Origin of the sequence: Streptococcus cristatus ATCC 51100, from assembly GCF_000222765.1 — a bacterium.
Taxonomy (GTDB): Bacteria; Bacillota; Bacilli; order Lactobacillales; family Streptococcaceae; genus Streptococcus; species Streptococcus cristatus.
Map to the genome: position 1 here is coordinate 125716 of NZ_AFUE01000006.1, position 15186 is coordinate 140901.

Genomic DNA, 15186 nt, shown 5'->3' on the forward strand with positions numbered 1-15186 from the left:
CTTCTTACTTCCCATCTAGGATGATACCCATTTGCGAGAGAGGCTCGCCTAATTTTGTGACAGCTTCTCCTAGCTCTTTAGTATCTTCCTTGCTCAATTCGGTATAAAGTTTATAATTCTTAGAATCAGTCATGTGCTTGTCTAGCAAACTATTGACATTCTTGAACTCAGTTTCTATACTTTTTACCAGTTTTTCATCTTTCTTCTCAATCAAAGGTTTAAAGAGTTCGAAAATCTTTTCTGCCCCTTGAATATTGGCACGGAAGTCATACAAATCCGTATGTGAAAAGATTTCTTCTTCACCAGTAATCTTGCTGGTCGCCACTTCGTTAAGGAGATCGACTGCACCAGTCAGCATGATATCTGGCGTAACCTCAACAGTCGCGATTTTAGCCTTTAATTCTTTGATGTCATTGACCAACTGGTCTGCATATTTCTCTGTACCAGTCGTTGTATTACTTTCCCACAGAATTTTTTCAATCCGGTGGAAGCCTGACCAGCCTTCTTCAGTCTTATTTTCATCCACATAGTCAGCTAAGCGGAAGTCAATCTTCACATCAGACTCTCCGAAGCTTTCGGCAATCGGCTCTGAACGCTCGTAGCTCATGCGAATTAGCGGATACATTTTCTTGGCTTCATCAAGCTTGCCTTCTTTGAGCGTATCTCTGAATTTCTCCGTATCCGTCAATAATTGATCAATTTCTTTCTGTACAAAGGCTTTATACTCTGCTGTTGCCTTATCCAAAGCTTTCTGGTCAGAGGCCGATAGACTTGTTTTCGCTTCCGAACTGCTGGCACTTGTATTCGATTTTTGATTAGCAGCACAGCCAGTCAGTAAAATAGCTGTTGACAATAAGACAATTCCAAGTTTTTTCATCTTGACTCCTTTATTTTCCCTAAAAGGGGCGAATTCATATAAATTATAACAATTTATTTCTCATATTTCAATAAATTGTCAGATAATTATAATAAAACTCTTCTTTCTGAGTCAAGAAACAAGTATTTTAAAGCAAAATATCTTTAATTTTGCCAATTTCCGTTTTCTTAACGACTACATAAATCGTATCTCCTAGGTAGAGACGACTGGCTCCGTTGACCGTCTGAGTCTTGCCCTTATGGATATTCATCGTGATTAAAACGCCATGCGGTAGCTCCAATTCATGCACCTGCCGACCTGCGATCTTTTCTGAAACAGGAATTTCAATCAGGGTTGTTTCTCCGTCATCTTCAATCCGATCTGGCAGCATTTTTTCAAGCATGGCTTCATAGACAGGCGCTCCCTTCAGAAGATCCATGGCAATATAGGCCATCAGAGTGACCAAGCCCAGTGGCATAAGGTTTCGAATATCTCCCACCATCTCCGTCACGAGAATCATAGCTGTTAGCGGAGCTTTGGAAATGGCGCCAAAATACCCACTCATTCCCAAGATGATAAAAATTGGAAATTGTTCCTGCGTGATAAAGCCAGCCTCCACACAAAGGGCTCCAATTGCTGCGCCTAGTAAAGAACCTAAAGCCAAAATGGGCAGAAAAATGCCACCAGGAAGACCGCTACCATAACTAATCATGCTCCATACAAAACGGAGTAAGAAAAAGAGAAGCAAGGTTCCAACTGTGTAATGAGCACTCGTCAGAGACAAAATCAGCTGGTTCCCACCACCCAGCAAATGAGACAGCAAATAGCCAATCGGAATGATTAAAACAAAGGCAAAAATCGGATAGTAAGCTTTGGGTATTCTAAAAAATTTGCCCAGAGCTTCATAAACCAAATGAATATTGAGAACTGCTTTTTCATAGAGAAAGCCAGCCAATCCTAAAAACAGGCCCATCAAGATATAGATCCAGTACTGATTCAGCCCCATGAAAGGAATATTATCCGGCATATCCAGAACGGGAGTCAAGCCAAATATAGACAGCGAAATAAAATTTGCCACCAAACTTGCAGCCAAGGTTGAAACCCAAAAGAAGCGGGAGAAATGATGGTACACTTCCTCAACAACAAATAGCAAACCTGCAATTGGCGCATTAAAAGCCGCAGCCAAGCCCGCAGCTGCACCGCTGGCAATCAAGGTCCGCTCCTCTACCGGACTCAAGTTCAGCCACTTAGATATGCCTTTTCCACTCATCGCTCCTAGCTGAATACTCGGTCCCTCACGTCCCAGCATCAAGCCACTGGAAATCGCTAAAATACCAACTAAGAATTTTTTCCAGAGAATGCTCCACCAAGAAAGTGACATCAAGCCTTTCAACTCAGCCTCAACCTGCGGAATCCCTGAACCCTTTATATCCTTTTCTGTAGCTACCAATCTAGCATTAATAAAGACAATGAAAGCATAGAAGAAAAGCAAGGCTACTAGCCAAATCCACTCGCTCCTGCCCCTCACATAAGTCGCTTGCACCAAGTGAAAACTTTTCTCAATCAAAAAACGAAATGCTCCCACTACTAGTCCAGCAAAAATGCCTACCAGAATCCCCCTGAACACTTGGGAAATAATAGAGCTGGATATAAAATTAAATTCTTTTCTCGTATCAGAAATCTGTTCTTTTTGTTTGATCATAATCTCTCTCCAAAAGATCTTATAGCAACATTTTAGCACAAAATATAGGCCAGAAACAAGGCGATAGCCATGAACATTTTGCTTTTGGACATAAATTTTTTAACATCAACTTTATCAGATTTAAAAGAATGCCAAAAATGCAGTTTGGACATCAAAAAACGACCTTGAAGGTCGTTTCGTGTTTAGATTGACAAATCTTCCTGATCAATCTTGTGTGCTGTTCGATAAGCTTGGTAGAAAATGAAGACAGCCACAGCAGTCATGATAGGAACGATGACTGGGATATCCGTTTCAATAGAAGTCAATGGAGAGTTCCAGAGGAAATGGAGAACAAAAGCTAATAAGAAATAAAATAGTCCAGCTTTAAAGTAGACCTTTTGCGTTTTAGCAAATCGGAACATCAGAGCTAATCCAATAGTGGTCAAAGCGGTATAGAGCCAGTGAGAAGCTACCCCACCTGTGATACGCCCTAAAATGCCAGAGATAGTGAAGGAAAATCCTTCAGGAAGATCGGAAAGGATGTAAGAAAAGTCCTCACTAATCTGAAAACCTATGCCAGCTGTAATTCCCAACAGTAAAAAGCCTTTAAGTTTTTTGACTGGCACTAGATAGACAGCGAAAGCAACTGCCAAAAGCTTAAGCGGCTCTTCAACCAGCGGAGCTGCGAGAGCATTCTCCAGATAACTGATCACTGTATTTGGAAAGCTCGTACTAACCCACTCGTGAATATAAGTATTGGCTAAGCCAGACGTCCATCCAGAAATGAATAGCCCACCTAGCAGAGCAAGCCCAAGGCTAAATGCAGGTGTCTGCCATTTTTTACCCAAGCTGCGGATCAAAAGCAGAGCTGGGATGATATAGAGCAGGGCCAAAAGGGCTGACAGTCCGACAATTCCATAACCAGTACCTGACATACTGCCAGTAGTATAAGCTTGCGTCTCGTATTCCAAGCCAATCGCACTCAGAAGGAGAAAAATGAAAAGAACAATATTTTTCTTCATAAGTAACTTTCTAAAATTTTATTTTCATCTTAGTATAACAAAAAAATCTAAAATAGAACTAATTTTAAGACTCATTAGAATGATTCTTAATTAGCATTCTAGTCGATATTACTATAATATTTTTATTTATCTTGTATTCTCATATTCAGCTATTCTTCTTGTTCCAAATTGTATTGACAATTCAACTTGATAGAACAAGCGACAAAAAAGTCCCTCATCGGGACTTTTCATGTATTATTTTTCAGCTGTTAGTGCAGCCATAGTGATGTAGTTGTATGGTTTGTTAAAGTGTGGCAAGAAGAAGAGATCTGTCAAGGCCAACTTGTCAATTGTTACATGCTCTTGGATAGCAAGTGAGAACATGTGGATTCCCATGCTGATTGCAGAGTCACGAGACACCATTTGCGCACCAAGGATTTCGCGGCTGTCTTTGTCAAAGACAATCTTGATGGCAACTTCGTGGTTGTCGTGTTTGATAAATTCTGGTTTTTGAAGATCGTTAAAGCCAGTTTCAGTTGCGTTATAGCCTGCAGCTTTGGCTTTTTCAAGAGTCAAACCAGTTGAAACCATGTGAAGACCGTAGATAGAGATACCATTTGATCCTTGCACACCGATTCCTTCCAGTTCATGACCACAAGCGTTATAAGCACCCACAATACCAGTACGTACAGCGTTAGATGCAAGGGCGATGTAGCTAGTGTCTTTACGTGCATTGTCATAAACAGTCGCACAGTCTCCAACAGCGTAGACACCTAGGATAGATGTTTCTTGTTTCTTGTCTACAAGGAATGCACCGTTGCGGAAGAGTTCAATCTTGCCGTCAGCAAGAGCTGTGTTTGGACGGAAACCAACTGCAAGAACCACCATATCCACATCAAATGTTTCTTTGTCTGTTACCAAGCGTTCAACTTTACCATCACCTTGGATTGCTTTAACTGTTTGACCAAGTGCCAAGCGGATGTTGTGGTCTTCCAAGTTCTTCGCCATCATTTGAGTGAAGTCTTTGTCGTAGTAGCCGTTCAAAACAGTGTCTACGATATCCACAAGCACCACTTCTTTTCCAAGACGCTCGAAGGCTTCAGCAAGTTCTACACCGATGTAACCACCACCAACAACGGCAATACGTTCAAGGTGTTTGCTCTTGTCCTCAAGTTTTTCAATAACTTCTTCAGCATTTTGGTACAATTTAACGAATTGGACGTTTTCAAGAGTCGCTTTAAATTCGCGGTTGCCCTTAACGATTTCCACACCTTCGATTGGAGGCAAGATTGGAGTTGAACCAGTTGCAAAGATCAATTTATCATAAGACTCTTTGTGCTCTTTCCCTTCAACTTCTGCAGTCACAACTTTGTTATCGTAGTCAATTGAAAGAACTGGTGAGTTCATGTAAACTTTAGCGCCTTTAGCTTCCAATTTTTCTTTATCAGAATAGAAGAGACCTTCTGGACCATCGATTTGTTCCCCGATCCAAAGCGCCATTCCACAACCAAGGAATGAAATATTTGAGTTTTGGTCAAATACCACAATTTCATTTTCATGACCAAAGTTGTCCAACATCGTATTAATACAAGCTGTACCAGCGTGGTTAGCACCAACTACAATGATTTTACTCATAGAATAATCCACCTTTAAATTTAATTTACCAAACTAGTATACCATGTATCTGTTAGCGTTTACAAGATATATGCTCAGAATTATTTTAAAATTTGACAAATAACTTTGATTTTGGACAAAAAATTTCAATTTTTCTGAAAATATTATATATTTACAATTGTGAAAACGGTATCTTTCTGTTATACTAATAGAGAAGATTAAGAAATTTAATAGGGAAGGTTGTGATAAAAGTGGATCTTATTTCTAGATCCATCCATTTAATGGGATCGACTATCACTATTTCGATTCTCCATGAAAATGCCGACAGTCTTTTAGACCAGGTATTTTCTCTCCTAAGATTGTATGAAAAGCGCTTTAGTGCAAATGATGACAGCTCTGAGCTCATGCAAATCAATCACGCTGCCGGTAAACATCCCGTTTGTGTCCATCCTGATTTGTTTGAGTTGATTGAGTTGGGAAAAAAACATAGTCTCGCTCCGGACAGTCATCTCAATATTACCTTGGGACCCCTGATTCAAACTTGGCGAATTGGCTTTGCAGATGCAAAAGTTCCCAGTCCAAAAGAAATCAAGCAAGTGCTATCACTCACTAACCCTGAGTGTATCGAGTTAGATGCAACCGCCTCCAGTGTTTTTCTGACAATGGAAGGCATGAAAATCGACTTAGGCGCCCTTGCCAAAGGTTATATTGCGGATAAAATCGCTGCTTTTTTAAGAGGACAAGGTGTCACTTCTGCCCTCATCAATCTTGGTGGAAATATCTTAACCATCGGTCTAAATGAAAAGAATAATCGTTGCTGGCGGATTGGCATTCAAAATCCAATCTTGCCACGTGGAAACAACCTAGCTCTTCTGTCCGTTCAGAATCAGTCTGTCGTAACTTCAGGAATATATGAAAGAAAACTGCAGGTAGATGGCAGGGTTTATCATCATATTTTTGACCGCACCACAGGCTACCCAATTGACAATCAACTAGCTAGTCTCACGATTGTTTCATCAAAGTCCGTCGATGGTGAAATATGGACGACCCGTTTATTTGGGGAGAGCCCTACTTCCATCTTAGAGAAAGTCGAACAAGAAAATGGAATCGAAGCCTTCGTTGTTACAGAAAATCATCAAATTTTTTATTCATCTGGTCTCAGCCCAGAAATCTTATCCTAAATCCAGAAAGGAACCTACTATGTTAAAATTTATCGGTCTAGTTGGTACAAACTCAAAAAAATCAACCAACCGCCAACTCCTTCAGTACATGCAAAAGCATTTCGCTGATAAAGCAGAAATCGAGTTGATTGAAATCAAAGATATTCCTATTTTCAACAAACCGTCTGATATGCAAGTTCCAGAGATCGTTAAAGAAATCGCTGCGAAAATCGAAGCTGCTGATGGTGTTATCATCGGAACGCCTGAATATGACCACTCTATTCCTGCTGTACTTATGAGTGCCTTGGCTTGGTTGTCTTACGGTATCTATCCATTACTTGGTAAACCAGTGATGATTACAGGAGCCTCTTATGGAACTTTGGGTTCATCTCGCGCCCAACTACAACTCCGTCAAATTTTGGATTCTCCAGAGCTCAAGGCTTCTGTTATGCCAGGTTCTGAATTCCTACTTTCTCACTCACTTCAAGCCTTCGATAAAAATGGAGACTTGATTGACCTCGAAACCATTCAAAAATTGGACGCTCTTTTTGATGACTTCCGTTTGTTTGTTAAAATTACAGAAAAGTTATCAAGTGCCCAAGCACTTCTTCATCAAGAAGCTGAAAACTTTGACTGGGAAAAATTGTAAGAACTAGAAGGGAAAGAATCACATGAAATTTGTTGGACTTGTCGGCTCAAATGCAGACCAATCATACAACCGTAAATTACTAGAATTCATCAGAAAACAATTTAAACTGAAATTTGAATTAGAAGTTTTGGAAATTGATGAAGTTCCGCTCTTTAATCAAGATGAGAAATGGGACGAATCTTTCCAGCTGCGCCTTTTGTACAACCGCATCACGCGCGCTGATGGTGTCATCATTGCCACTCCTGAGCACAACCACACCATTACAGCAGCTCTCAAGAGCGTCCTCGAATGGCTTTCTTATGAGGTTCACCCATTTGAAAGCAAGCCTGTCATGATTGTAGGAGCTTCTTACTACGACCAAGGAACGTCTCGTGCCCAAGTACATTTGCGTAAGATCTTGGATGCTCCAGGTGTCAATGCTTATACTTTACCAGGAAATGAATTCCTTCTTGGTAAAGCGAAAGAAGCCTTCGATAATGAAGGCAACATCACAAACGAAGGAACTGTTAAATTCCTTGAATCTTGCTTAGATAACTTTGTTAAATATGTTGAGGTAGTCTCAAAATTGAAAAAACCTAAACCAATTGCTCCTGAAGACTTAGATGTCACGAACCCAATCGCAACAACCATCACAGAAGTTGACCCTGACGATCCAGAATGGGTAGAAAAAGCTGCAAAAGCTGTCGGTGCTGTTTCTGGCGATACCTATGTCAAGCTTGACCATGGTATCCTGACTGTTAACCAAATCGACATGTTCTTAAAAGCTATGCCGTTTGAGTTGACTTACGCAGATGATAACAACCAGTTCCTTTACTATAATAACGCTCATCAAGATCCTGACACTATGTTTGCCAAACGTGTACCATCCCAATCAGGTGGTCGTCTCTCAACTCTACACAACTCTCTTCCTGCTGCTCGCATGAAGAACGTGGAATGGGTGGTTGGTGTTCTTCGTAATGGTGATCAAGAGTACGTTCGTACAATCGTGCCGGGTTCACCAGCAGGTGTTATCAATACCCACAACTACCAAGCAATGTACTATCCTGATGGATCTTACGCTGGTATCAACGAAATCGTCTTCAACTTCCAGCCTTGGCTAGATTGGTATCTAAAAACAACTGGTCAACGCTTGGTTGGAGGAAGTGGTCCTTTTGCTCCTGCAGCTGCAGCAGCCGATGCCACTTCTGGTGCTTCAGATACTGGCGGTGGTCACGGCGGTGGAGATGCCGATGCAACATCTGGCGCTAGTGCTTAATCAGAACAAAATGAAAAGAATGGATTTTCAAATCCATTCTTTTTCTTTATTTTATTTCATCTCCTTGAAGGCCTTTTCTGCTTCTTCGTTGCTGATTGCTCCAAATTGAATCTTCCCAATTTTTCCTTGGCTATCAATGAGGATTTCAGTTGGAATACTGCGAACCTGATAGGCTTGGAAGATTGCACCAGACGTGTCAAATAGGACGGGAACGTCCTTATAGCCTTGTTCTTGATACCATTTTGGGAAGTCCTCAACAGACTTCTCTCCTTGGAGACCCGGTGCTACAATAGACAATATTTCAAAATCACGGTCTTTTTTACCAGCTAACTCGACCAATTCTGGCATGCTTCGCTTACAAGGTCCGCACCAAGAAGCCCAGAACTTCAGATAGACTTTTTTTCCACGGTAATCAGAAAGCTTGACAGTTTTTCCATCCATCGACTGGAGAGTGAAGTCCGGTGCCTCCTGGCCAACTGCAACCTGCGATTGGACACTTGTATTGGACTGGCTTTGACTATCCATCCCCTTTTCATCAGATGAACAAGCTGATAGTGTCAGAAAAGCTATCGAAGCAACAACTAGCGAAAGAATTTTTTTCATCTTTTTCTCCTTTTATCCAAAAATTCCTGATAAAGCATTTAACTGCCCGAGCATGAGAAGGATTCCCATGAAAATAATCAAGACTCCTCCAATTTTTTTCATTAGCCCCATATAGGGTTTGATTTTTGAAAAATACCGCATAACGAAGCTAGAAGCTAAAGCTAAGATGAGAAATGGTAAGGCCATTCCCAAAGTATAAACCAGTGTTAAAAGCGCTCCTTGGATAGCTCCATTTCCTCCAGAGGCAGCTAGAGCCAGAACCGAACTAAGGACAGGGCCAATACAAGGCGTCCAACCAAAACTGAAACTAATACCAAGCAAAAAGGCTGACAGAAAATCATTCCGACGACTGTTCTTCTTAAATTCCACATTTTTCTGGAATTGTAACTGCCTGATATTAATCAGCTCCATCTGGTGAATTCCGAGCAAAATGATGATAATCCCCATCAGATAACGGAATTTCTCATCGTAAATCACTCTGCCTAAGAATCCTGCACCAAAGCCTAGTAGGAAGAAAACTAAAGAAATTCCAGCAATGAAACACAGGGTCTTGATCAGACCAGTCCAAGCGATCTTTCTGCCTAAAAACTTGACTTCTCTAGGCTCTTCTTCATCCAGCAATATCCCTATGTAGACTGGTAACAAGGGAAAGATGCAAGGCGAGAAAAACGAGAGAATTCCAGCCAAAAAGACCGAAACAAAAAATAAACCAGACTCCATCCCAACCTCCTTTAAGATGTGTTTTCAATATTATTATAACAAACGATTTAAATTTTTCCACATTTTGCTACACTATCCTCATTTTTGTATCATTTATCGGAGAAGCCGTCTGTAAAAACACTATTTTGCTCCTAAACAAGAAAAAAAGCCGAAAATTTTCCGGCTGGAGTACTGAAGGATAGCGAACTCAATCATCTGAATCTAGTGGCAAATAAAGACTAATCTGGGTAAATTTATCTGGTTCGGACTCGATTTCCATATGGTAGTCTTCTCCGAACTGTAATCTTAAGCGTTGATCAACATTTTTCAGACCGACACCACCTAAGCGAGGGAGAGCCTTGTCCACTGAATTTTGGAGATCAAAGCCGCGGCCGTTATCATAGATAGACAGTATCAGTTGCCCCTCTTCTGCTTTCGACGTCACCCGAATCATGCCCTGTCTGTCAATTTCCTTGATTCCATGGTAGATGGCATTTTCAACCAAGGGCTGGAGTACCAGCTTGGGCAATTTATAATCAGCTAGAGATTCATCCTCTTCAATCTCATATTGGAGCTTATCACCATAGCGCTGCTTCTGGATAAAGAGATACTGACGAACGTGATCGATCTCATCTTTAAGAGCAATCTGTTCGTGTCCTTGATTGAGTGCCAATCGGAAATACTGAGCGAGTGATTTTGTTACCTCAACAACACGTTTGCTGTCATTAAACTCAGCCATCCAGACAATCGTATCCAAGGTATTATAAAGGAAATGGGGGTTGATTTGAGCTGAGAGAGCTCGGAGCTCATAGCGGCGGACATTTTGTTCTTCAGTCTTGACAGCTTCCATCAGCTGTTCGATTTGGTCCAGCATTTTATTGAACTGCTGAGCCAAGTCAACCAACTCTGGAGAACCCTTTGCTTCTGCTCGCAGGTTTGAGTCACCTGCCCCAATCTTTAGAATAACAGCCTGTAGATTCTGCAGAGGCTTAATCCACAAACGCAGGACAAACCAAATACCAGTCAAGCATATCAGGAGTGCTAAAACGCCCAGTCCCATAAAAGAATAAAGCATCTGTGACTGAAGCATCTGCAATTGCTCTAATGAAGCAACGCCAATTAAAGTCCAGTCGCTGTCTGCGATATCAATTTGATAGACAAAAGCTTGTTTCTGGCCTGCGTAACCATCCTTGACTGAAATATAGGGCTGCATAGCTTTCATTTCCTGACTGGAGGAATAAACACTCTTCTTGGGATGGTAGACAAATTCATGCTGGCTATTGACAATAAAGCTAAAACCCTTCTTTCCTAGCTGAAGCCGATCCAGATAGGCTTTGAGACTGTTATAGCCGATATCCAAACGTAAAACACCGAGATTCTGCCCTGCTCCATCCACTACTTCCTGAGTGACAGAAACAACCCACTTCTCCTTCTCAGATGACAGGGACTCTTTGCGAGCAGGAGTCAAGACAGGCATGGCCCGGGTATGGATAGCTTCCTGATACCATTTTTCATTCATCATATCAGAAGATGTCTGCATACTGATTTGAGAATCTGTCGAGATCACTCGCCCGTCCTTGGTAACCAATACTGCTGACACCAAATCCGGATCTGTTTCAATGATGGTTTTCATCAAAGCCTGAACTGACCTTTCGCTGCTTTCTGGATTCTGAGCAAACTTTCGAATCGTTTCTTCCTTACTCAGTGTAGAGGTGGTTTGTTTTAATTTTTGCAAATAGGAAGCAATAAACTGCCCACTTTGCTCCATGCTATTGCGCGTCGTTCGCTCTGTCAGCTGCCGAATAGTCTGCGAGCTAGTCTGATAGTAGAGACTCCCAACAGACCCCAAAAGTAAAAGGACCAGCAGAAAAATATAGACAATCAACTGGATAAGAAGCGGATATCGTTTCATTTCTCCTCTCCTTTTTTAAACTGCCGAGGCGTCAGCCCGACCACCTGCTTGAAGCGCTGAGAAAAATAGTTCATATCGTCAAAACCCACCTGCTCTGCTATTTCATAAATCTTCAAATCTGTGGTCAGGAGTAAGAGTTTAGCTTTTTTCATCCGCTCTTGGATCAGATAATCCTGAAAAGGCAAGCCTAATTCTTTTTTGATAAGAACACTTAGGTAGGACGGACTAAATCCCAATTGGAAAGCCAAACTTTTCAAGCTTAATTCTGAATCAGCTAGACGCGCGTGAATAGCCTCTTCCAACTCAGAGTGCTGTCCCTGATCGACCAAGTTTTGAATCTGGGCTTTTTTACGTTCCTGATCAAGTTTAGTCTGCACCTTGGCCAACATCTCCTCGACATCATCCTTGGAAAATGGCTTAAGAAGATAGTCATCTGCACCTAGCTTAATGGCCGTCCGAGCATAATCAAAGTCATCATAGCCCGTCAGAAAAACGATATGACACTTAGGAGCTTGGTCTCTGACTAGCTTGGCCAGTTCGAGACCGTTCATCTGTGGCATATTGATATCGGTCAGCAGGATGTCAGCAGGATTTTCCTGAAATTTCTGCCAAGCTTCTATTCCATTTTCAGCCTGGGCAATAACTTGCATACCAAACTGTTCATAGTTTACCAAGGACGCAATCCCCTGTCTTACCAGATACTCATCCTCTACAATCATAATTGAATACACAAGATTCAACTCCTTATTTTTACTGGATTTATTATAGCAAATTTTCAATCAAAATGCTCTTAAACATAATCCAACAGATAACCGTAGCCCTTCTCCTCCATCTCAGCTTTTGGAATGAACTTAATGGACAAACTATTGATGCAATAACGCAAGCCGCCCTTGTCCTTAGGACCGTCTGTGAAAACATGGCCCAGATGTGAATTTCCAACTCGGCTACGAACTTCCGTCCGTGTCATGTTGAAGCTCTTATCTTCTTTGTAAGTCGCAACATCAGGACTGATAGGGCGTGTGAAACTCGGCCAACCGCAGCCTGAATCAAATTTATCCTTTGATGAAAAGAGAGGCTCTCCAGTCACCACATCCACGTAGATACCAGCATCAAACTTATCCCAATAGCGATTAGAAAAAGCCCGCTCTGTGTCATTCTTTTGTGTAACTGCGTATTCTTCTGGCGAGAGCTTGGCCTTAATCTCTTCATCGCTAGGCTTTGGATAGCGACTAGCTTCAATAACAGGATAAGCAGCTTGATTAACATCGATATGGCAATATCCATTAGGATTCTTTTTTAGGTAATCCTGATGATAATCTTCTGCCTTGATAAAGTTTTTCAGAGACTCTTTTTCAACAGCCAAAGGCTTATCATATTTCTTTGCGACCTCATCAAAGACCTGATTAATAGTCTCAAGATCAGCTTCGTCCTTATAATAAACACCTGTTCGATATTGAGTACCCTGATCATTTCCCTGCTTGTTTTTAGAAGTTGGATCAATGATGCGGAAATAATGCAGCAGAATTTCTTTTAGCGAAATTTTCTTGGCATTGTAAGTGATGTGAACAGTCTCGGCATGGCCAGTTTGGGAGACCAATTCATACTTGGTCGTGTCGCCCTTACCATTTGCATAGCCTGATACTGCATCTATTACACCTGGCACGCGAGAAAAGTACTCTTCTACTCCCCAGAAACAGCCGCCAGCCAGATAAATCTCCCGCTTGTCCTCTTCCTTGACATCTTCTTTCTTTTGTTTGGTCACTTCTGTCTTGCTCATAGAGGCTTTCTTGATTTGCTCAATATTGGCCTGAGATGAGTTAATAGACATGGAGCCCTTGATTAAGAAAAATAGACCAAAACAGGCAAGCAAGCCAATCAAAATCAGAAATACCTTCCATTTGCCTTCCATGTTTATTGCTCCTTTCTACTTGATTTCTTTCAGTGTTTTTTCAATATCTTCCTTGCTCATATAGCCCACATGAGTTTTAGCAAGTGAGCCATCACTATTGATAAAGAGAGCAGATGGATACGAGCGAATACCGTATTCTTTCAGCAATTCTCCCTTGGTATCCATGAGAACTGGGAAGTCTTTGTAGTCCAAAGACTTGTACCATTTCTTAAAATCATCTGCTGACTTTTCTCCATTAAAGGTCGGAGATACCACTGATAAGACGACATAGTCCTTCCCTTCCTGCTCCTTAGCCAAATCATTGGTATCTCCAAGAGTGGATAGACAGATAGAGCACCAAGAAGCCCAAAATTTTAGATAGACTTTCTTGCCTTTGAAATCAGACAACTTGTAGGTCTTGCCGTCTACTCCTTGTAGACTAAAGTTCTTAGCCATTTTTGTAGCTTGATTAGAATTTGCCTTACTAGTCATGGAACTTTTATCATTTTTAGAAGCTTCCGAATTCATTTGCTGATTTGAGCAAGCTCCCAATAAACCGACACAAAGCAGACTAGCAGTCAAAATCGATAGTTTCTTTATCATTTTCTTTCCTTTCAAAATAAGGAGAAAGCCGACAAAACTGACGACTTCCACCCTTATTGATAATTTTATTTTTCAGATGACATTTCGGATGAATCTTTCATGTCATCCTTCATGCTTGAATCGCTTGATTTCATATCATCTTTCATGTCAGACTTACTTTCGGATATCATAGACGAGTCCTTCATGTCATCCTTTTTCATCTTATCATCAGACATGCTAGAGTCTTTCATATCCTCCTTCTTCATGTCGTCTTTTTTCATATCCTCTTTCTTCATCATGCTGCTGTCATCCATCTTTTTCATGTCTGAATTTGACTTTTGACTGGAGCAAGCAGCCAAGGCAAAGATACTAAGAGTAGCCATTGTAAGGGTAGCGATTTTTTTCATGATATTTCTCCTTTAATTATATAATATTTATCCAAATAGTGACGCTAAAGCGTTTAGATTTCCGAGCATAAGCAGAATTCCCATGAGAATGATGAGTGCTCCACCGATTTTTTTAAGTGTTCCCATATGAGGTTTGAGTTTGGCAAAGCGCTGTAATACCCAGCCAGAAGCCAAAGCCATGGCTAGAAAAGGAAGGGCTAAGCCAAGTGTATAAACCAACATAAGCAAGCCTCCCTGAAGAGCGCCGTTACCGCCAGAAGCAGCAATTGCTAAAACAGAGCTCAGAACAGGTCCCACACAGGGCGTCCAACCAAAGCTAAAGGTGATACCCAAGAGAAAAGCGTTAAGAAAATCACTTCTTTTACTATTCTTTTTAAGTTGGATGCTCTTTTGCTTTTGCAGCTGCTGGATATTGATGATTCCCATCTGGTGGATTCCCAGTAGAATGACAATCCCGCCCAGAACATAGCGAAACCAAGGGGCATAGAGGACTTGCCCTAGAGCGCCAGCTCCGTAGCCCAAAACCAAAAATACAGTAGATAGACCTGCTATAAAGCAGAGCGTCTTAGCTAGACCATACAAGGAAATATCTTTTCCCATAAACCGAACTGTTTTCGGCTGATCCGAATCCAGCAAAATTCCTACATAAACCGGCATCAGCGGTAAGATACAAGGGGAGAAAAAGGAAAGAATCCCCGCCAGAAAAACAGAAATAAAGAACAAAAAACTTGTTGCCATTTCAAAAACCTCTCGATCATTTTTCTGACTCTAGTATAAAATAAAAATCCCCCTAAAAATAGGGAGATCGATTTGAAAAAACTTGAATTTGGTTTTATCTTTGCTAAATCAAGAATTGAAAACGTATACCAATTGCTGTGG

General features: G+C 41.2%; 15 protein-coding genes. 3 read left to right on the forward strand and 12 right to left on the reverse strand.

Translation table 11 applies throughout. The features are described from left to right. Positions 1-4 precede the first annotated feature (4 nt). The 4 genes from efeO to nox all read right to left on the reverse strand — a co-directional run bounded on the left by efeO (position 5) and on the right by nox (position 5173). Positions 5-877, reverse strand: a complete 873-nt coding sequence (efeO, locus tag HMPREF9960_RS04090) for an iron uptake system protein EfeO (RefSeq protein ID WP_005589812.1) — start codon at positions 875-877, stop codon at positions 5-7. 127 nt (positions 878-1004) lie between these two features. Continuing rightward, complete coding sequence (locus HMPREF9960_RS04095) at positions 1005-2558, reverse strand: ClC family H(+)/Cl(-) exchange transporter (protein ID WP_005589811.1); 1554 nt, start codon at positions 2556-2558, stop codon at positions 1005-1007. A gap of 182 nt (positions 2559-2740) precedes the next feature. Further along, positions 2741-3559, reverse strand: coding sequence for a PrsW family glutamic-type intramembrane protease (locus HMPREF9960_RS04100; RefSeq protein WP_005589807.1), 819 nt, complete (start codon positions 3557-3559; stop codon positions 2741-2743). Positions 3560-3793: 234 nt separating this feature from the next. Beyond that, entirely contained in the window at positions 3794-5173 is a 1380-nt protein-coding gene (gene nox / locus HMPREF9960_RS04105) for a H2O-forming NADH oxidase (protein ID WP_005589805.1), read from the reverse strand. A 230-nt stretch (positions 5174-5403) separates the two neighbouring features. On the opposite strand from nox, the gene HMPREF9960_RS04110 reads away from it, so the two are divergent. From HMPREF9960_RS04110 to HMPREF9960_RS04120, 3 genes are read left to right on the forward strand one after another with little or no spacing between them, the layout of a single operon-like run. Next, positions 5404-6333, forward strand: a complete 930-nt coding sequence (locus HMPREF9960_RS04110) for an FAD:protein FMN transferase (RefSeq protein ID WP_197711782.1) — start codon at positions 5404-5406, stop codon at positions 6331-6333. Positions 6334-6352: 19 nt separating this feature from the next. Beyond that, the gene (locus HMPREF9960_RS04115; protein ID WP_005589803.1) at positions 6353-6961 is read left to right on the forward strand and encodes an NADPH-dependent FMN reductase; all 609 of its coding nucleotides are present in this window, start codon (positions 6353-6355) and stop codon (positions 6959-6961) included. 22 nt (positions 6962-6983) lie between these two features. Further along, positions 6984-8216 carry an NAD(P)H-dependent oxidoreductase gene (locus HMPREF9960_RS04120; protein ID WP_005589802.1) on the forward strand — a complete coding sequence of 411 codons (1233 nt, stop codon included), beginning with the start codon at positions 6984-6986 and terminating at the stop codon, positions 8214-8216. Between the two features lie 51 nt (positions 8217-8267). On the opposite strand, the gene sdbB is transcribed toward HMPREF9960_RS04120, so the two are convergent. From sdbB to ccdA2 (HMPREF9960_RS04160), 8 genes are all read right to left on the reverse strand, one after another. Continuing rightward, on the reverse strand, positions 8268-8819 hold the full coding sequence (gene sdbB / locus HMPREF9960_RS04125; RefSeq protein WP_005589801.1) for a thiol-disulfide oxidoreductase-associated lipoprotein SdbB: 552 nt from the start codon (positions 8817-8819) through the stop codon (positions 8268-8270). 12 nt (positions 8820-8831) lie between these two features. Further along, a complete protein-coding gene (gene ccdA2 / locus HMPREF9960_RS04130) occupies positions 8832-9539 on the reverse strand; it encodes a thiol-disulfide oxidoreductase-associated membrane protein CcdA2 (protein WP_005589800.1) in 708 nt (235 codons plus the stop codon). A gap of 187 nt (positions 9540-9726) precedes the next feature. Continuing rightward, the gene (locus HMPREF9960_RS04135) at positions 9727-11430 is read right to left on the reverse strand and encodes a cache domain-containing sensor histidine kinase (RefSeq protein ID WP_005589799.1); all 1704 of its coding nucleotides are present in this window, start codon (positions 11428-11430) and stop codon (positions 9727-9729) included. Continuing rightward, positions 11427-12161 carry a response regulator transcription factor gene (locus HMPREF9960_RS04140; protein WP_005589798.1) on the reverse strand — a complete coding sequence of 245 codons (735 nt, stop codon included), beginning with the start codon at positions 12159-12161 and terminating at the stop codon, positions 11427-11429. The genes HMPREF9960_RS04135 and HMPREF9960_RS04140 overlap by 4 nt, the downstream gene beginning before the upstream one ends. A 59-nt stretch (positions 12162-12220) precedes the next feature. Further along, on the reverse strand, positions 12221-13339 hold the full coding sequence (gene msrB, locus HMPREF9960_RS04145; protein WP_005589797.1) for a peptide-methionine (R)-S-oxide reductase MsrB: 1119 nt from the start codon (positions 13337-13339) through the stop codon (positions 12221-12223). Positions 13340-13354: 15 nt separating this feature from the next. Then, entirely contained in the window at positions 13355-13918 is a 564-nt protein-coding gene (locus HMPREF9960_RS04150; protein WP_037586209.1) for a TlpA family protein disulfide reductase, read from the reverse strand. 68 nt (positions 13919-13986) lie between these two features. Next, on the reverse strand, positions 13987-14307 hold the full coding sequence (locus HMPREF9960_RS04155) for a hypothetical protein (RefSeq protein ID WP_005589795.1): 321 nt from the start codon (positions 14305-14307) through the stop codon (positions 13987-13989). A 27-nt stretch (positions 14308-14334) separates the two neighbouring features. Beyond that, complete coding sequence (ccdA2, locus tag HMPREF9960_RS04160; protein ID WP_005589794.1) at positions 14335-15045, reverse strand: thiol-disulfide oxidoreductase-associated membrane protein CcdA2; 711 nt, start codon at positions 15043-15045, stop codon at positions 14335-14337. Positions 15046-15186 lie beyond the last annotated feature (141 nt).